Genomic DNA, 16,865 nt, shown 5'->3' with positions numbered 1-16,865 from the left:
ACATGACCACCGCGAACGCCGCTGCCGGGACGACCGCCGTCGAGCAGGCGCTGAGCGCCTTCCTCGTCGGACACACCGGCGCCGAACCCGAGGTCGAGCAGGACCTCTTCGCCACCGGCGCGATCTCCTCGATGTTCGCCATGGAACTGGTGGTGTTCCTGGAGGACGAGTACGACATCGAGATCGTCGGCGCCGAGCTGAACCGGGACAACTTCCGCAGCATCCGCGCCATGGCGGCCATGGTGCTGCGCCTGCGCGGGACCGGGGACGCATGAGCGGCGGGGCCACGGGTACGGCCCGTGCGGGCGCCACGGGTACGGGCGGGACGGGCTTCGACACCGCGGCGATCGACGCCCTGGTCGGCGACGGGCCGGCCGCCTGGGACGCGGCCGGCCGGATCCCCGTCGAGCTGCTGCGCGAGCTCGGCGCGATGGGCGTGCTGTGCGCCGAGGTGCCGGCCCGCTTCGGCGGGCCCGGCCGCACCGGCCAGGAGAACGGCGAACTCACCGCCCACGTCGGCGCCCTGTGCAGCTCGCTGCGCAGCGTGATGACGGTCCAGGGGATCGCCGCGGCGGTCGTCCGCCGCTTCGGCGACCGCGAGCAGCGCCGGCGCTACCTCGGGCAGCTGACGAGCGGCCGGCTCGCCTGCGTGGGCTTCAGCGAGCCGGGCGCGGGCTCCGACCTCAGCGGCATGACCACCCGCATCCGTCCGGCCGAGGACGGCAGCGGCGACCTGATCGTCTCCGGCGAGAAGATGTGGATCACCGGGGCCGCCTACGCCGACCTCGTCATGGTCGTCGGCCGCTACGGCGACGGTCCGGACGGCGCCGCCGCGATGGTGCCGACGGACGCGCCCGGCGTCCGCATCGAGCCCGTCGCGGCCCCGCTCGGCTGCCGCGCCGCCACGCACTGCCGCATCGTGCTCGACGACGTCCGGATCCCGGCCGACGCCGTGCTCGGCGGCGGGCGCCAGCCGCTCGCGCTGCTGTTCACGGTCGGCCTGTCCTACGGCCGGATGTCGGTGGCCTGGGGCTGCGTCGGCATCCTGCGCGCCTGCCTCACGGCCGCCGTCGGGGACGCCCGCACCCGCGAGCAGGGCGGCGGCCCGATCGGCGAGCACCAGCTGGTGGCCCGGCACATCGCCGAGCTCTACACCTCGGAGCGGATCGCCACCCAGGTCTGCCGGCACGCCGCCGAGCAGTGGGACCGCACCGCCCCGGACGCGGCGGTGACGGCGGTGCTGGCCAAGCAGGTCGCCGCCACCCACGCGACCCGCGGCGCCGCGACGGCCGTCCAGGTGCTCGCCTCGCGGGGCTTCACCGACGGCCACGTGGTGGCCCGGGCCTACCGGGACGCCAAGGCGATGGAACTGATCGAAGGCAGCACCGAGATCTCGCAGTTGATCCTCGCCCGGCACGCCCTCGACCGGCTCTGAGCCGCCCGCCGCCCCGCACCGGCACGACGTACCACGAGCACTGAACGCACCACACGCACCACGAACACGGCAACGAACGGAAATCGAAGGAGCGCCCCGTGTCCGACGCACCCACCCTCGTCAAGTGCCTGGTCTGGGACCTGGACAACACCCTGTGGCGGGGCACCCTCCTGGAGGACCACGAGGTGGTGCTGCCCGAGGAGATCCGCCGCACCATCGTCGAACTCGACGCCCGGGGCATCCTCCAGGCCGTGGCCAGCAAGAACGACCACGACCACGCCTGGCAGCAGCTGGAGGCCCTCGGCGTCGCCGAGTACTTCGTCCTGCCGCGGATCGGCTGGCATCCCAAGTCCCGGTCGGTCAAGGAGATCGCGGACGGGCTGAACTTCGCCCTGAAGACGGTCGCCTTCATCGACGACCAGCCGGCCGAGCGCGCCGAGGTCGCCCACCACCACCCCGAGGTCCGCTGCTTCGACGCCGCGCTGGCCGCGGAGCTGACCGGCCTCCCCGAGTTCAGCCCGGCCGTCGTCACCGTCGACGCCGCCCGCCGCCGCAGCATGTACCAGGCGGGCTTCCGCCGGACCGCCGAGCGCGAGGAGTTCACCGGCCCCGACGAGGCCTTCCTCCGCTCGCTGGACCTGGTCATGGAGATCAAGCGGGCCGACGACGCCGACCTCTCCCGGGTCGAGGAACTCACCCTCCGCACCAGCCAGATGAACGCCACCGGCGTCTACTACTCCGACGCCGACCTGCGGGCCCTGATCGCCGATCCGGAGCACGAGGTCCTCACCGTCTCCCTCACCGACCGCTTCGGCCCGCACGGCGCCGTCGGCGTGCTGCTCGTCGGCTACCACGAGCGGGTCTGGCACCTGAAGCTGCTGGCCACCTCCTGCCGGGTGGTGTCCTTCGGCGCGGGCGCCGTCCTGCTGGACTGGCTGATCGGCGAGGCGGCGGCGGCCGGGGTCCACCTGGCCGCCGACTTCCGCCGCACCGACCGCAACCGGATGATGGAGATCGCCTACCGGTTCGCCGGCTTCACCGACGCGGCGTGCGACTGCCTCGCCGAACTGCGCTCTGCCGATGCCGACGCCGATGCCGGGGCGGCCGGCTCCGGGCGTGCGGGCATCGAGTTCCGGCACCTGGTGGCGGACCGCCGTCCGGCCCCCACCACCGTGCGCGTCGAGGCCCCCGCCCTCGGCCCCGTGGCCTCCACGGGTTCCGCGGGTTCCACGGGCGGAGCCGGCGCATGACCGCCGAGCCCCTGGCCGTCATCGGCATGGCCTGCCGCTACCCCGGCGGCATCGACTCGCCCGAGGACCTGTGGCAGGCCCTCGTCGACCGCCGCACCGTCGCGGGCCCCTTCCCCGCCGACCGCGGCTGGGACCTCGACGCGCTGCGCCGCGACGGGCGCTGCGCCACCGACCGCGGCGGGTTCCTCGACAGCGCGACCCGCTTCGACGCCGCGTTCTTCGACCTCTCCCCGCGCGAGGCCGACGCCATGGACCCGCAGCAGCGGCTCGCCCTGGAGGTGGGCTGGGAGGCCCTGGAGCACGCCCGCATCGACCCGACCACCCTGCGGGGCTCCCGCACCGGGGTGTTCCTCGGCGCCGAGGCCCGGCCGTACGGGCCCCCGCTGCACGAGGCGCCCGCCGACCTCGCCGGCGTGCTGTTCACCGGCACCGCCCCGAGCGTCATCAGCGGGCGGCTGGCCCACACCCTCGGCCTCAACGGCCCCGTCCTCACCGTCGACACCTCGGCCTCCAGCTCGCTGGTGGCGCTGCACCTCGCCGTCGAGGGGCTGCGCGGCGGCGAGTGCGAACTGGCGCTGGCCGGCGGGGTGACGGTGATGACGACGCCCGGCTACCACGTCGCGTTCAGCGCGCTGGGCGGCCTGGCCCCGGACGCCCGCTGCAAGCCCTTCTCCGCGGACGCGGACGGCGTGGCCTGGTCCGAGGGGGCCGGCGTGCTCGTGCTGGAACGGCTGGAGCGGGCGCGGCGCCTGGGCCACCGGGTGCTGGCGGTGGTCCGCGGCTCGGCCGTCAACTCCGACGGCGCCAGCCACAGCCTGACGGCCCCGAACGGCGAGGCCCAGCGCGCGGTCATCCACGCCGCGCTCGCCGACGCGGAGCTGGCCCCCGCGGACATCGACGCCGTCGAGGCGCACGGCACCGGTACCCGGCTGGGCGACCGGGTCGAGGCGGGGGCCCTGCTCGCCGCCTACGGCCGGGACCGGGCGCACGGACGCCCGCTGCTGGTCGGCTCGGTGAAGTCCAACCTCGGCCACACCCTCGCGGCGGCGGGCGTCGCGGGTGTCATCAAGACGGTCCTCGCCCTGCGGCACCGCACGCTCCCCGAGTCGCTGCACATCACCGAGCCCACCCCGGCCGTCGACTGGGGGGACGGCGCGGTGCGGCTGCTGACGGAGCCGACCCCGTGGCCGGAGACCGCGCACCCGCCCCGCGCGGGAGTGTCGGGCTTCGGCATCGGCGGCACCAACGCCCATGTCGTCCTGGAGGCCGCCCCCGCCGAACCGGCTCCCGCCGCAACCACTGCGTCCCCGCCCGCCGCGTCCGTGGTGGACGGCGCCGACCCCGTCTGGCTGCTCTCCGCCCGGACGCCCGCCGCGCTGGCCGCGCAGGCCGAGCGGTTGCGGGAGCACCTGGCGGCCCGGCCGGAGGCGTCGGCCGGGGAGGTCGCCCGGTCCCTCGCCACGACGCGGGCGGCGCTCGACCACCGCGCCGTCCTGCTCGGCCCGCGGCCGCTGGACGCCCTGGCGGACCTCGCGGCCGGCCGCCCCTCCGCCGCCGTCGTCACCGGAGCGGTCGGCCCCGAGGGCCCCGGGCGGACGGTGTTCGTCTTCCCCGGCCAGGGCGGCCAGTGGGTGGGGATGGGCCGTGAGCTGGCGGAGGCCTCTCCGGTGTTCGCGGCGCGGCTGGCGGAGTGCGCCGAGGCCCTCGCGCCGTACGTGGACTGGCAGTTGGACGATGTGCTGGCGGGCCTTCACGGTTTCGAGGCCGCTGACGTCGTGCAGCCGGCGCTCTGGGCGGTGATGGTCTCGCTGGCCGCCGTGTGGCAGGCGGCCGGTGTCGCTCCCGACGCGGTGGTGGGCCACTCCCAGGGCGAGATCGCGGCGGCCGCCGTCGCGGGAATCCTCTCCCTCGACGACGCCGCCCAGGTGGTGGCCCTGCGCAGCCGGGCGCTGACGGCGCTGGCCGGGCGCGGCGGGATGCTCTCCGTCGCCGACGCGGTGGACGCCGTCCGGGAGCGGATCGCGCCGTTCGGGGAGCGGCTTTCGGTCGCGGCCGTCAACGGCCCCTCGGCGACGGTGGTCTCCGGTGAGCCCGACGCCCTGCGGGAGTTGGCGGACGCGTACGGTGAGGCGGTGCGCACCCGGCTGATCCCCGTCGACTACGCCTCGCACAGCGCCCACGTGGACGAGCTGCGCGAGGAGGTGCTCGCCGTCCTGAAGGGGATCGAGCCGGGCCCGGCCCTGGTCCCGATGGTCTCCGCGCTGACCGGGGAGTGGCTGGCCGGCCCCGAGGCGGGCCCGGAGTACTGGTACGCGAGCCTGCGCGAGACCGTCGAGTTCGACCGGGCCGTCGGGGTGCTCACCGCCGCCGGCCACGGCGCCTTCGTCGAGGTGTCCCCGCACCCGCTGCTGGTCGGCGGCATCGCCGCCGAGGCGGCCGTCGGCACCCTGCGGCGCGAGGACGGCGGCCCGGACCGCCTGCTGGCCTCGCTGGCCGAGGCCCACGTCCGGGGGGTGCCCGTCGACTGGGGCACGGTGCTGCCGGCGGCCGGCCGCACCGTGGACCTGCCCACGTACGCCTTCCAGCGCACCCGCCACTGGCTGGCCGCCGGGCAGCAGGCCCCGGCACGTCCCGACCCGGACGCCGGCGCTCCGGCCCCGGCCGCCGTGACCCCCGCGGCGCTGGGCACCGAGCGCGCCGTACTGGACCTGGTCCGCGCCCACGCCGCGGCCGTCCTCGGCCATGACGGCGCCGGGGGCGTGCACCCGACCCGCACCTTCAAGTCCCAGGGCCTCGGTTCCGTCCTGGCCGTCGAGCTGCGCAACCGCCTCGCGTCCGCCACCGGCCTCGCGCTCCCGCCGGGCCTGGTGTACGACCACCCGTCACCCGCCGTCCTGGCGTCCCACCTGCACACCGCCCTGAACCCCGATCCGCTGCCCGCCGCGCTCGACGCCCTCGAAGCGCTGCTCGCCGCCGCCGAGGACCCGGCGGCGCGGGAACGGGCGCTGGCCCGGCTGGAGTCGCTGGTCGGCCGGACCGGCGGCGGGTCCGCTGCCGGGCCCGGCCGGGGGACCGGCGCGGACGCGCTGTCCGACACCACCGACGACGAACTCCTCGCCCTCATCGAGGCCGAGCTCGGCCCCGACCGTGATCACTGAACGGAGAACCATGTCCGCCCGACCCGACCCCACCGCCGACGACGACCTCTGGCTGCGCTGCTACCGGAGGACGGAGGCGCCCGCCGCCCGCCTGGTGTGCTTCCCGCACGCGGGGGGCACCGCCCCGTTCTACCGCCCGGTGCCGTACGCGCTGGCCGCCGCCGACCGCGTCGAGGTCCTGGCCGTCCAGTACCCGGGCCGTCAGGACCGCCGCCGGGAGGAGCCGATCGCCGACCTGAACGTCCTGGCCGACCGGATCCACGAGGTGCTGGCCCGGCAGCCCGAACTGCCCCTGGTGCTGTTCGGCCACAGCATGGGCGCCGTCGTCGCCTTCGAGGTGGCCCGCCGCTGCGAGGCCGCAGGCCGGCCCGCCGCCCGCCTGGTCGTCTCCGGCCGGCGCGGCCCGGCGATCGGGCTGGGCCCGGCCGAGGGGGTGCACCTGCTCGGCGACGACGCGATCACCGACGAGATCCGCCGCCTGGACGGGTCCTCGTCCGTCGTCCTCGACGACCCGGACCTGATGGCGGCCGCGATGCCGGCGCTGCGCGCCGACTACCGCGCCATCGAGACCTACCGGGCCGGCGCGGACGCCGTCGTCAGCTGCCCGATCACCTCCCTGACGGGCGACCGCGACCCCAAGACCTCGGTCGCCGAGGCGGAGGACTGGCGGGCCCACACCACCGGCGGGTTCGACCTCCAGGTCTTCCCCGGCGGGCACTTCTTCCTCACCGAGGAGATGCCGCGGGTCATCGGCCTGCTGGACGGCCACCTGGCCGAGGCCGTCGACGCCCCGCGCGCGTCCTCCGGCGGACGGTGACGCGGCCGCGGGTGCCGCCCGGACGGGTCGAACCGTCCGGGCGGCACCCGCGGAGCACTCCGGCAGGGGCGCAGGTCAGGGCGTCAGGTAGCCGTGCGAGAACCCGGCGGCCACCGCCGCCGCCCGGTCGCTGACCCCGAGCTTGGCGTACATGTGCAGGAGATGGGTCTTGACCGTCGCCTCGCTGATGAAGAGCTTCCGCGCGGCCTCGCGGTTCGTCGTCCCCTGGGCGACCAGTTCGAGGATCTCCAGCTCGCGCGCCGACAGCGGCGCGGGCGCCGGCCGTCGGACCTGGCCCATGAGCCGGGTCGCGATCGAGGGGGAGAGCACCGCCTGCCCCTGCGCGGCGGCCTCCACCGCGCGGAACAGCTCCTCCCGCGGCGCGTCCTTCAGCAGGTAGCCGGTGGCGCCGGCCTCGATGGCGGGCACCACGTCGCTGTCCGTGTCGTACGTGGTGAGCACCAGCACCCGCGAGGGCACACCGCGCTTGGTCAGCTCCTTGATGGCGGTGACCCCGTCGGTCCTCGGCATCCGCAGGTCCATCAGGACCACGTCGGGTCGCAGCTCCTCCGCGGCGGCGATGGCCTCCGCGCCGTCACCGGCCTCGCCGAGCACCTCGAAGCGGGGATCGGCCCGGAACATGCCCCGCAGCCCGTCCCGCACCACCGGATGATCGTCGACGATCAGCAGGGTGATCATTCCGCACCTCCCGCGGGGATGGCGGGGACGGCCGCCGAGATCGCCGTCCCGCCCCCCGGTTCCGACTCGATGGCCAGCCGCCCGGCGAGCCGCTGCACCCGCTGGCGCATGCCGAGGAGCCCGAACCCGCCGCTGGCGGACCCGTTGACCCGCTTGGCGCTCGGATCGAAGCCCACGCCGTCGTCCCGCACGTCGAGGGTGACCAGGTCCTCCATGTACGACAGGGTCAGGCCGACCCGGCCGGCCCGCGCGTGCTTGGCCACGTTGGCCAGCGCCTCCTGCGCGGTGCGCAGCAGCGTCACCTCGACCTCGGTGTGCATCGGCCGGGCGTCGCCGGTGGTGGTCAGCACCGCGTCGATGTGGTTGATCTCCGACCAGCGCCGGGCCACGTCGCCGATCGCGTCCGGGAGCCGGGCCTCGGCGAGCACCGCCGGCTCCACCGCGTGGACCGTCCGGCGGGCCTCGACGAGGCTCTCGCGGGCCAGGTTCGTCGCGTTCGCCAGGTGCTGGCGCAGCGTCGGGGGCTCGTCCAGGGTCTGCTCGGCGGCCTGGAGCTGGGTCAGTATGCCGGCCAGCCCCTGGGCCAGGGTGTCGTGGATCTCCCGCGCCATCCGCTGGCGTTCGTCCAGGACGCCCGCCTCGCGGGCCTGGACCATCAGCCGGGCGTGGAGGGCGGCGTTCTCCGCCAGCGCGGCCTCCAGCTTGGCGTTGGCCTCGTGCAGCTCGACGAGGGCCTGCTTCTGCTTGTCGTTGCGGTGGTCCGCCATCTCGACGAAGTAGAACAGCGCCCCGGCCAGCACCGCGGAGATCAGGCCGACGGCCAGCCACGCCCACCACATGTGGGCGGCGTTGATGCCGGCCACGCCCCCCATGAACGCCGCCGCCGAGATCATCGCGGTGACGGCGGCGCCGACGTAACGCCGACGACCCCGCAGGTACTCGAACGCCTGGGGGTAGCCGACGAAGGTGAAGAGTCCGTACCAGGGCGCGACGCCCACCAGGGCGGCGGCCAGCAGCATCAGCCCGGTGTAGTACACGCCCATCAGCCGGTGGTTCTGCCGCCGTTCCGGGCGCAGCGTGCGGAAGCAGAGCATCCAGAGCGCGGCGGCGGCGGAGAGCCCGATCACCAGGGTGAAGTGCATCGGCACCCGCCAGACCAGCTGGAGCAGGGTGATCACGGTGCTGATCGCCAGGAGGACGTACGGGAGCGCCTTGAAGGCCGCGATCTTCGTACGCTCCCAGTGATCGAACTCGGCGCGCAGCTCGGCCTCGATGCTCAACCCACTACTCCCAGCGGAAGTATCGCGCGGCCAGTCCGCCGGCCACGATCGTCCACCCCAGCATGGCGGCGAGGTGGATCAGCTGCGGCCAGTGCCCGGCGGTGGTGTCCTGCAATGATTGCACGCCGGCGCCGAGCGGAGTCAAGTCGCTGATGGTCAGCAGGACATCGTTCATCTTGGCGCGCGGCAGCCACAGGCCGGCGAAGAACACCAGCGGGAAGAAGACCAGCGAACCCATCGCGCTGGCGCTCCGGCCGGTCGGCGCGAGCGCGGCGACGAGCAGGCCGACCGCGAACATCGCCAGCGCCACCAGCAGGTAGCTGAGCAGGTAGGCGGGGAGCTTGCGGGGCAGGTCGACGTCGAACGCCAGCTTGCCGATGGTCAGCATGACCAGCATCGTCACCACGGACAGCACGGTGGCCATCAGCAGCTGCGCGCCGAGCATCACGCCCGGCTTGACCGGGGTGGTCCGCATGCGCCGCAGCACACCCTTCTCCCGGTACGAGGCGAACAGTTGGGACAGGCCGCTGAGCGCGAACAGGGCGATGCCCATCGACACGACGATCGGCAGGTACAGGGTGATCGGCCGCACGTTGCCGAGCTCGGGGCTGTTCGCCCGCATCGAGGGGATCAGGCCGAGCACGACGAGCAGGATCGGGGCGAACGCGAGCGCGAAGAACACGACGATCGGCTCGCGGAGGAACAGCTTGGTCTCGGTGGCGGTGAGCCGGAGCAGGGGGGACACGGTGGGACTCCTCAGGATTCGACGGGGCGGCCGGTGAGCGCGACGAACGCGTCCTCCAGCGAGTTCTGCTCGACCCGCAGGTCGAGTGCGGTGATCCGCTGGCCGGCGAGCAGGGTGGTCACCGCGAGCAGCAGGTCCCCCCGGCCGGTCACGACGATCTGCGGGCCGGCCCACTCGACGGAGGTGACCTCGTCCAGTGCGGTCAGCCGGGTCTCGTCCAGCGGCCCGGACGGCCGGAACCGGATCCGCTGCCCCTTGTCGACCCGCGACACCAGGCCGCCCGGGGTGTCGATCGCGATGACCCGCCCGGTGTCGATCACGGCGAGCCGGTCGCAGAGCCGCTCCGCCTCCTCCATGAAGTGCGTGACCAGCAGGATCGTCACGCCCCGGTCGCGGATGCGCTCGATCAGGCCCCACACGTCGCGGCGCGCCTGCGGGTCGAGGCCGGTGGTGAGCTCGTCGAGCACCGCCACCTTCGGGGTGCCGAGCAGCGCGAGCGCGATCGACAGCCGCTGCTTCTGCCCGCCGGACAGCCGCCGGAACTGGGTGCCGAGCTTGCCGGTGAGGTTCAGGATCTCGGCCAGCTCGCGCCAGTCGGCCGGCTGGCGGTAGAAGGAGCTGTACAGCTCCAGCGCCTCGCCGACCTTGAGCTTGTCGGGCAGCTCGCTCTCCTGCAGCTGCGCGCCGAGCAGCTGCCGCAGCTCGCCGGTGTCGCGCTGCGGGTCGATGCCGCAGACGCTGATGGTGCCGCCGTCCGGGGTGCGCAGCCCCTCGATGCACTCGACGGTCGTGGTCTTGCCGGCCCCGTTGGGCCCCAGGATGCCGAAGATCTCGCCCTGCTCGACGGCGAAGCTGACCCCGTTCAGCACGGAGTTGTCGCCGTAGCGCTTGACGAGGCTGTCCACCTCGATGATTGCCATGGCATCAGCCTGGCAGTCGGCCCCGGTCCGCCGGATCGACTGGACGGCCAGACCTGGGGCGGGCGGCGGTGGATGCCCGGCATCAACCGATCGGTTGATGGCTGCTCAGCGGGGCCTGCGGCGGGGCCCGCTGCTGCTCAGCGGGCCCGGGCGCCGGATCCTCCAGGGTGCCACGCGGGCCGGTCCGGCGGAACCCCCGTGAACCGTCCTCCTGTTACCGCCGGAGGGAGTTCAGCCCTCGCCGTTCCACGACCGCCACAGCGCCGCGTAGGACCCGCCGGCGGCGACCAGTTCGTCATGGGTGCCCAGCTCGACGATGCGGCCGGACTCCATGACGGCGACGCGGTCCGCGTCGTGGGCGGTCTGCAGCCGGTGGGCGATGGAGACGACCGTCCGGTCCGAGCGCACGGCGGCCATCGCCCGCTCGGCCTGCCGCGCCGTGGTCGGGTCCAGCAGGGAGGTCGCCTCGTCGAGGATCAGGGTGTGGGGGTCGGCCAGGTGGACCCGGGCGAGGGTGAGCTGCTGGGCCTGCGCCGCGTCGAGTTCGACGCCGCCGGCCCCGAGCGCGCAGTCCAGCCGGCCCGGCAGGTCGTGCACCCAGCCGGCCTCGACCAGGGCGAGCGCGGCGAGGATCTCCTCGTCACCGGCGTCCGGGGCCGCCATGGTCATGTTGTCCCGGAGGGTGCCCATGAACACGTGGTGCTGCTGGGTGATGAGGACGATGCGGTCGCCCAGGCCGCCCGCCGCCGCCAGGTCGGCGACCGGCACGCCGCCGACCCGGACGTGTCCCGCGTCCGGGGCGTCGGCCCCGGACAGCAGCCGGCCGAGGGTGGACTTCCCGGCGCCGGACGGGCCGACGACCGCGAGCCGCTCGCCCGGGCGGACCACCAGGTCGATGCCCTTGAGCACGTCCGGCGAGCCCGGGTAGGCGTACCGGACGCCGCGGACCTCGATCCGGTCGTCGGACGGCCGCCGGTCGAGCACCGGTGGATCCTCCGACACCAGGCCGACGCCCTTGATGCGGGCGAACGAGGCGCCGCTGCGCTGCAGTTGCTCCATCCAGTTGAGGGCGCGGTCGAGCGGGTCGACCAGCTGCCACATGTACAGGCTGCCGGCCACCACCGTGCCCAGGCCCACCGCGCCGTCGAGGTAGCCGAGGCCGCCGACCAGCAGGACGAGCGCCGTGGGCAGCGCGTGGGCGAACTCGGTGACGGGGAACAGCACGGTGCGCAGGAACAGGGTGCGCACGCCGGCCCGGTAGGCGGTGTCGATCGCCCGGTCCACGGTGAGGTCCTGGCGGGGGCCGAGCCCGAACGCCTCGACGGTGCGGGCGCCGTGGGCGGTCGCGTTGAGCGCCTCGGCGACACCGCCGTAGGCGGCGCCCTCGGCGAGGTAGGCGTCCCGGGCCCGGCGCAGGTACCAGCGGCCCACCGCCCAGACGACCGGCAGGCTCACCAGCGCGCACAGCCCGATCAGCGGGTCGAGCAGGAACGCGGCGCCGAGGACGAACAGCACCTGGACCGCGGCGATGAAGACGTCCGGGGCCGCGTTGCGCAGGGTGGCGGCCACCGTGCCCACGTCGAGGGAGGAGCGGGTCACCAGGTCGCCGGTGCCCACCCGCTCCGCGTACCGGCCGGGCAGCGCCAGCGTCCGGTCGACGACCTCCTCCCGCAGCCGGGCCAGGGCGCGCTCCCCGAACCGGTGCGAGAAGTAGCGCGCGAAGCGGGTCAGCAGCAGCTGGGCGAGGGCGAAGCCGAGCACCGCCGCCGCCAGCACGTCGACCTGGCCGACCGTCAGCTCGCCGTTCTCGACCCGGGTGACGATGCGGCCGAGGTACCACGGCGCGGCGACCCCGGCCAGGGCGGCGAGGCAGGTGAGGAGGAGGACCCCGCACATCGCCCGGCCGTCGTCGACGAGCAGGCGCCGGACGGCCCGCCGTACGGTCGCCCGGTCGGCGACGGGGAGCCGGTGGGGGTCGTCGTGGTCGTGGCTCATCGGGATGCTCCTTCCCGGGGCTCTGCGGTGGCGTCGGCCTCGGGGCGGGCTTCGGTGCCGGGGCGGGCGTCGGCTTCGGGGCGGGCGTCGGCTTCGGGACGGGCGTCGGGGCCCGGGCGGGCGTCGGGGTCGCCGCGGAGGACCAGTGCCGCGTAGGCGGGCTCGGTGGCGAGCAGTTCGCCGTGGGTGCCCGCGGCCCGGACCCTGCCGTCCACGAGGTGGCAGACCCGGTCGGCCCGGCCGAGGACCAGCGGGGAGGTGCCGACGACCAGGGTGGTGCGGCCGGCGCGGAAGGCGCCGAGCCGGGCGGCGACGGCGGCCTCGGTGAGCGCGTCCAGGGCCGAGGTGGGCTCGACGAGCAGCAGCACCTCGGGGTCGGCGAGCAGGGCCCGGGCCAGCCGCAGCCGCTGGAGCTGGCCGCCCGAGACGTTGCGGCCGCGGTCCTGGAGCGGTGCGTCCAGGCCGCCGGGCAGGAGGCCGACGAGGTCCTCGGCCGCCGCCGCGTGCAGCGCGCGCCCGATCTCCGCCGCCGTGCGCCCGCCGTGGACCGCCACCGCGGAGCCCAGGGTGCCGCCGAACACGTAGGACTCGTTGTCGGACACCAGGACGTGCCGGCGCAGCGCGGCCGTCTCCCACGCGGAGACCTCGACGCCGCCCCAGGTGGCGCCGGACGGGGTGTAGCCGGCCAGCCGGTCCACCACCGCGCGGGCCTCGTCGGCCCGTGCGGAGACCAGGGCCGTGACCTGCCCGGGGCGCAGCACCAGGCCCGACTCCGGGTCGTGCAGCTCCGCCGGACCGTCGGGCGGCGCCGTGCGGGTGCGCTCGCCGGAGGACTCGGGCCGCAGCGCCAGGATGTCGATGACGCGGCGGGCGGCGACGAGGCCGCGCGGGAGGTCGTCGGCGCCCTCGACGAAGAACGAGACCGGTGCCAGGAGGGCCGCCACGTACCCGTAGACGGCGACCAGTTCGCCGACCGTGATGTCTCCGGCCGCCGCCATCCGCGCGCCGAGCCAGGTCACCACGGCCAGGAAGACGACGGGCAGGCAGGCGCCCACCGCCTGCACCCAGCTGGTGAGCGAGGCCACCCGGTAGCCGAGCGGCACCAGCGCCCGGGAGCGCTGCCGGTAGCGCCCGGCGAACATCGGCTTGCCGCCGATGCCGTTCAGCACCCCGAGCCCGGCCACCAGGTCGCCGGCCAGGGCGGTCAGCGCCCCCTGCTCCTCGCGGTAGCGGCCCTCGGCGCCGTGCAGTCTCCCCATCAGCGGGCCGATGACCACGGCCAGCAGCGGGACGCCGAGCAGGACCACCGCGGCCAGGACGGGGGAGATCCGGACCAGCAGGACGGCGGCGGCGAGGTACGCGAGCACCGCGCCGACGCCGGGCCCGGTGATGGTCAGCGTCTGGGCGATCCGGCCGGTGTCACCGGCCTGGAGGTGCGTCAGCTCGCCGGCCGACACCTGGCGCGGCAGCGTCGTCCCCAGCCGGTTCACATGGCGGGTGACGGCCTGGACCGTCCGGAAGGCGGCGTCGGCCCGGATGAACGTCATCGTGCGGTGCCGCAGCATGCCGAGGACCGCGATCAGCGCCCCGACCGCGAGGACCACCGCCACCCAGCCGACCAGCGCCCCGGTGTCCCGCGCGCGCAGCCCGTCGTCGATCGTCCGCGACATCAGGTACGGCGGCAGCATCAGCGCGCACATCCACAGGCTCCCCCAGGTCGCGCCGAGCAGCACCCGCCTGCGCTGCATCGACACGAGCCACCAGAGGTACCGCAGCGGGCTCCGGTGGTCGGGCGTTCCGGGGTCGGTGTACGGGACCCGGCGGGTACCCGTGGGCAGGTCCGGTCCGTCGGTCATCGCGCTCCGTCCTTGGGCAGGTTCACCGGGTCCCGGGACGACGTCCTGGCGGCGCTGCCCTGTCGGACTCCGGCGGAGACGGCCGGTCCCGGACGCGAACTGCCGCACACCGACGGCGGGGTGGCGCCCGGAAGCGGTCACGGCGCCGCCCGCGTGCCGGCGCCGCCGGAGCATTCGGCCGCCGAGCTGCCGGGATGCCACCGTACTCGAAGAAGTCCGCACGTGAACGGGCCGAGGAGGATTGTCCGGAAATCGGACTGCCCGACCACCCTCAGCGGACCGAGGTGTGACGGTCCGTCGGACACCGGCACGCGGGCGCCCCGGTGGCAGAGGGCGGGACTTGAAGGTTCACTTGCCGAGTGATTGAGAACCGTGTTTTCGCTGACGTGCTGATCGAAGGCCTGGACGACTGGGTCCCCATCGATCGGCTCCTCTGGGCCGCGAAGGAAGGAGCGGCGGGGCGCCCGTGGCAGGCGTTCTTCGTCGAACTGCTCCACTTCCTGGTGGGCAACGGCTCGATCCGGATCGGCGAACTCGCCGAGGAGGGATTCGAGGCGTGGAACGGGGGGACGGAGGAGATCGTCCAGCTGGTCGTCGACGACCTCGAACGCCTCGACTGGGACCCGAGGCTGGGCAGTCGTGCCTGGATCTCCAACACCGGCGCGGGAGACGAGCTCGCCCGGTCACTGACCGCCTGACCGCCTGACCGCGGGCCGTCGGTGACCCGCCTGCGCGAAGCGCCCGGCCGGGGTTTCCCGGCCGGGCGCTTCGCATACTCCTGAGCAGGTGTGCCCCGCCGGCCTGCCGACCGACAGGCCTGGGGTCAGAGGGAGCTGGTGATCACGGTGCCGGTGTGGTTGCCGGGGATGGCGGTGAGGTCGAGGCTCTCGGGGGCGGTCCAGTTGCCGTCGGCGTGACGGTTGGTCAGCAGGATCTTGTTGTCGTTGGTGGTGACGGCGAAGACGGCGTCGGTGTCGACGGTGGCGGCGCTGATGCCGGTGCCGGTGACGTTCCCGAGGACGCTTCCGAGGGAGTTGACCGGCTGCCAGCTGCCGCTGGCGTGGCGCAGGGTGTGGTACTGGCCGTCGCTGGCGATCACGGCGAGGTTGAGGTCGTCGCCCTGGCGGGTGACGGCGACGGCGCTCACGGGCGCGGTGGCGCCGGCGGCCTCGGCGACCGACCCCCACGGGGACCAGCTCCCGGCGGCGTTGCGGCGGGTGTGGTAGACCTTCCCGCCCGACACGGCGGCGATGTGCAGCTCCCCTCCGGCGGCCCCACCGGCGGAGATGGAGGTGATCCCGTTGAGCGGACCGGTGACCTCGGTGACCACCTTGAACGAGCTCCACTGGCCGTTGCCGGACCGCATGCTGTGGAACAGGATGCCGTCCGCGACGACCACGACGTGCAGGTCGTTGCCGACCGGCGCGATGGTGACCTGGGTGATGTTGCCGAGGTCGGCGACCGTGGTGTTGATGTCGACGAACTTCTGGCCCCAGCCGCCGTCCAGGTTGTGCACGGCGTGGTGCAGGTGCCCGTCACCACCGAGCGCGATGACGTGGGTGTCACCGTTGATACCGGCCGAGGAGACCGCCCGCACACCGCCGATGTTCCCCGCCGCCGCCTGAACATCCTCGTACGGCGTCCACGAACCGTCGTACAGACGCGACGCCAGATACAGGTTGGCGTCGCTGCGCACCAGGGCCTGGGTCTTCCAACCGATGGCCTTCGCCCGCACCTGCTGCACCCAGCCGGCGATGTTGTCGACACGGGAGTTGAAGGCGCCGGTGCGGGTCTCGGTGGCGGGCACGCCCAGGCAGCCACCCTGCCAGGAGCGGGAGGCCACCGCGACCAGTTCGGCCTTGCCGTTGACCTCGCGGACCACGGGGGCGCCGGTGTCGCCCTTGCAGACCGCCGCACCGCCCGCACCGGTGGTGCCGATCCCGGTCGCGCTCACCGTGTCCAGCGAGAACGCACCGCTGTGCAGCTTCAGCGGCGCCCACTCGTCCTTGGTGCGCCCGTACCCGGGCACCCGCAGGGTCTGCCCGGCGGCGGGCGCGGCGGTGGCGACCCGCAGCGGGGCTATACCGTCCACCGGCGTGGCCAGACGCGCCATCACCAGGTCACGGTCGGCACGCGGCACCAGCTCGGAGATCTCGGCGGTCTTTCCGGCACCGGTCGTCAGATCGGTGCGGCCGATGGTCGCGGTGGTCTTCCACTTCGGCGCACCCGCCGCCAGCGCCTGCGGCTGCGCCGGGTCGTCGGAGAAGCAGGAGGCGGCGGTGAGCACCCAGCTGCGGTCGACCAGCGTGCCGGTGCAGGCCCGCAGGTTGTCGCCGATCGTCAGGAGCGCGGTGTAGGCGTAGGTGCCGTTGGCGGCCGCGTCGCCGACCACGGCGCCGGCCGGGGGCGTGGCGAGGGTGGTCAGGGCGCCGGCGGCGAGGACGGTGGCCAGGGCGCCCGCCCGCAGGTTGCGGGGCGAGGAGTTGCGAGACATATGCGTTCCCGGATGTGAGAGGTGGATGAGTGGGTGGCTGTCAGCCGGTGACGGTCAGTTCGACGAGGCTGGTCGAGGCGCCGTTGTTGCCTTCGCCGACCGATTTGAAGCCGTCCTTGGGGACGTCGAGGGTCTGCTGGGTGGTGCCGGTGGTGAGGCCGGCCCGGACCGCGCGGCCACCTGCGGTCTGGATCGCGAAGACCTCGGGCAGTTGGA

13 protein-coding genes are annotated in these 16,865 nt (G+C 74.5%); 6 read left to right on the top strand and 7 right to left on the bottom strand.

The window, feature by feature from the left end:
• Positions 1-2 precede the first annotated feature (2 nt).
• From AMK13_RS40675 to AMK13_RS40655, 5 genes are all read left to right on the top strand, one after another.
• Positions 3-275, top strand: coding sequence for a methoxymalonate biosynthesis protein (locus AMK13_RS40675; protein WP_074006515.1), 273 nt, complete (start codon positions 3-5; stop codon positions 273-275).
• Entirely contained in the window at positions 272-1,435 is a 1,164-nt protein-coding gene (locus AMK13_RS40670) for an acyl-CoA dehydrogenase family protein (protein ID WP_079272972.1), read from the top strand. The genes AMK13_RS40675 and AMK13_RS40670 overlap by 4 nt, the downstream gene beginning before the upstream one ends.
• 98 nt (positions 1,436-1,533) lie before the next feature.
• Positions 1,534-2,685, top strand: coding sequence for an HAD-IIIC family phosphatase (locus AMK13_RS40665; RefSeq protein WP_074006514.1), 1,152 nt, complete (start codon positions 1,534-1,536; stop codon positions 2,683-2,685).
• 11 nt (positions 2,686-2,696) lie between these two features.
• Positions 2,697-5,843 carry a type I polyketide synthase gene (locus AMK13_RS40660; RefSeq protein ID WP_443333961.1) on the top strand — a complete coding sequence of 1,049 codons (3,147 nt, stop codon included), beginning with the start codon at positions 2,697-2,699 and terminating at the stop codon, positions 5,841-5,843.
• Between the two features lie 10 nt (positions 5,844-5,853).
• Positions 5,854-6,660 (top strand): thioesterase II family protein, encoded by an 807-nt coding sequence (locus AMK13_RS40655; RefSeq protein ID WP_074006512.1) that lies wholly within the window; start codon positions 5,854-5,856, stop codon positions 6,658-6,660.
• 75 nt (positions 6,661-6,735) lie between these two features.
• On the opposite strand, the gene AMK13_RS40650 is transcribed toward AMK13_RS40655, so the two are convergent.
• The 6 genes from AMK13_RS40650 to AMK13_RS40625 all read right to left on the bottom strand — a co-directional run bounded on the left by AMK13_RS40650 (position 6,736) and on the right by AMK13_RS40625 (position 14,155).
• A complete protein-coding gene (locus AMK13_RS40650; RefSeq protein WP_049652923.1) occupies positions 6,736-7,359 on the bottom strand; it encodes a response regulator in 624 nt (207 codons plus the stop codon).
• Positions 7,356-8,639, bottom strand: coding sequence for a sensor histidine kinase (locus tag AMK13_RS40645; RefSeq protein ID WP_074006511.1), 1,284 nt, complete (start codon positions 8,637-8,639; stop codon positions 7,356-7,358). Before AMK13_RS40645 ends, AMK13_RS40650 begins: the two co-directional genes overlap by 4 nt.
• 4 nt (positions 8,640-8,643) lie before the next feature.
• Positions 8,644-9,384: an ABC transporter permease gene (locus AMK13_RS40640; RefSeq protein ID WP_049652927.1), complete on the bottom strand. Its 741-nt coding sequence runs from the start codon at positions 9,382-9,384 to the stop codon at positions 8,644-8,646.
• Positions 9,385-9,395: 11 nt separating this feature from the next.
• A complete protein-coding gene (locus tag AMK13_RS40635; protein WP_049652929.1) occupies positions 9,396-10,304 on the bottom strand; it encodes an ABC transporter ATP-binding protein in 909 nt (302 codons plus the stop codon).
• Between the two features lie 231 nt (positions 10,305-10,535).
• Positions 10,536-12,299: an ABC transporter ATP-binding protein gene (locus tag AMK13_RS40630; RefSeq protein WP_074006510.1), complete on the bottom strand. Its 1,764-nt coding sequence runs from the start codon at positions 12,297-12,299 to the stop codon at positions 10,536-10,538.
• The gene (locus AMK13_RS40625; RefSeq protein ID WP_074006509.1) at positions 12,296-14,155 is read right to left on the bottom strand and encodes an ABC transporter transmembrane domain-containing protein; all 1,860 of its coding nucleotides are present in this window, start codon (positions 14,153-14,155) and stop codon (positions 12,296-12,298) included. Before AMK13_RS40625 ends, AMK13_RS40630 begins: the two co-directional genes overlap by 4 nt.
• Before the next feature lie 386 nt (positions 14,156-14,541).
• Between AMK13_RS40625 and AMK13_RS40620 the strand changes: the two genes are divergently transcribed.
• On the top strand, positions 14,542-14,853 hold the full coding sequence (locus AMK13_RS40620; protein WP_074006508.1) for a hypothetical protein: 312 nt from the start codon (positions 14,542-14,544) through the stop codon (positions 14,851-14,853).
• A 125-nt stretch (positions 14,854-14,978) separates the two neighbouring features.
• Here the strand turns inward: AMK13_RS40620 and AMK13_RS40615 are convergent, their stop codons facing one another.
• Positions 14,979-16,649, bottom strand: a complete 1,671-nt coding sequence (locus AMK13_RS40615) for a trypsin-like serine protease (RefSeq protein WP_074006507.1) — start codon at positions 16,647-16,649, stop codon at positions 14,979-14,981.
• Between the last annotated feature and the right edge of the window lie 216 nt (positions 16,650-16,865).

The organism is Streptomyces sp. CB02056 (assembly GCF_001905545.1).
Taxonomy (GTDB): Bacteria; Actinomycetota; Actinomycetes; order Streptomycetales; family Streptomycetaceae; genus Kitasatospora.
Note: the sequence above shows the minus strand (reverse complement) of the source record. Positions and strands in the feature narration are given on the sequence as shown.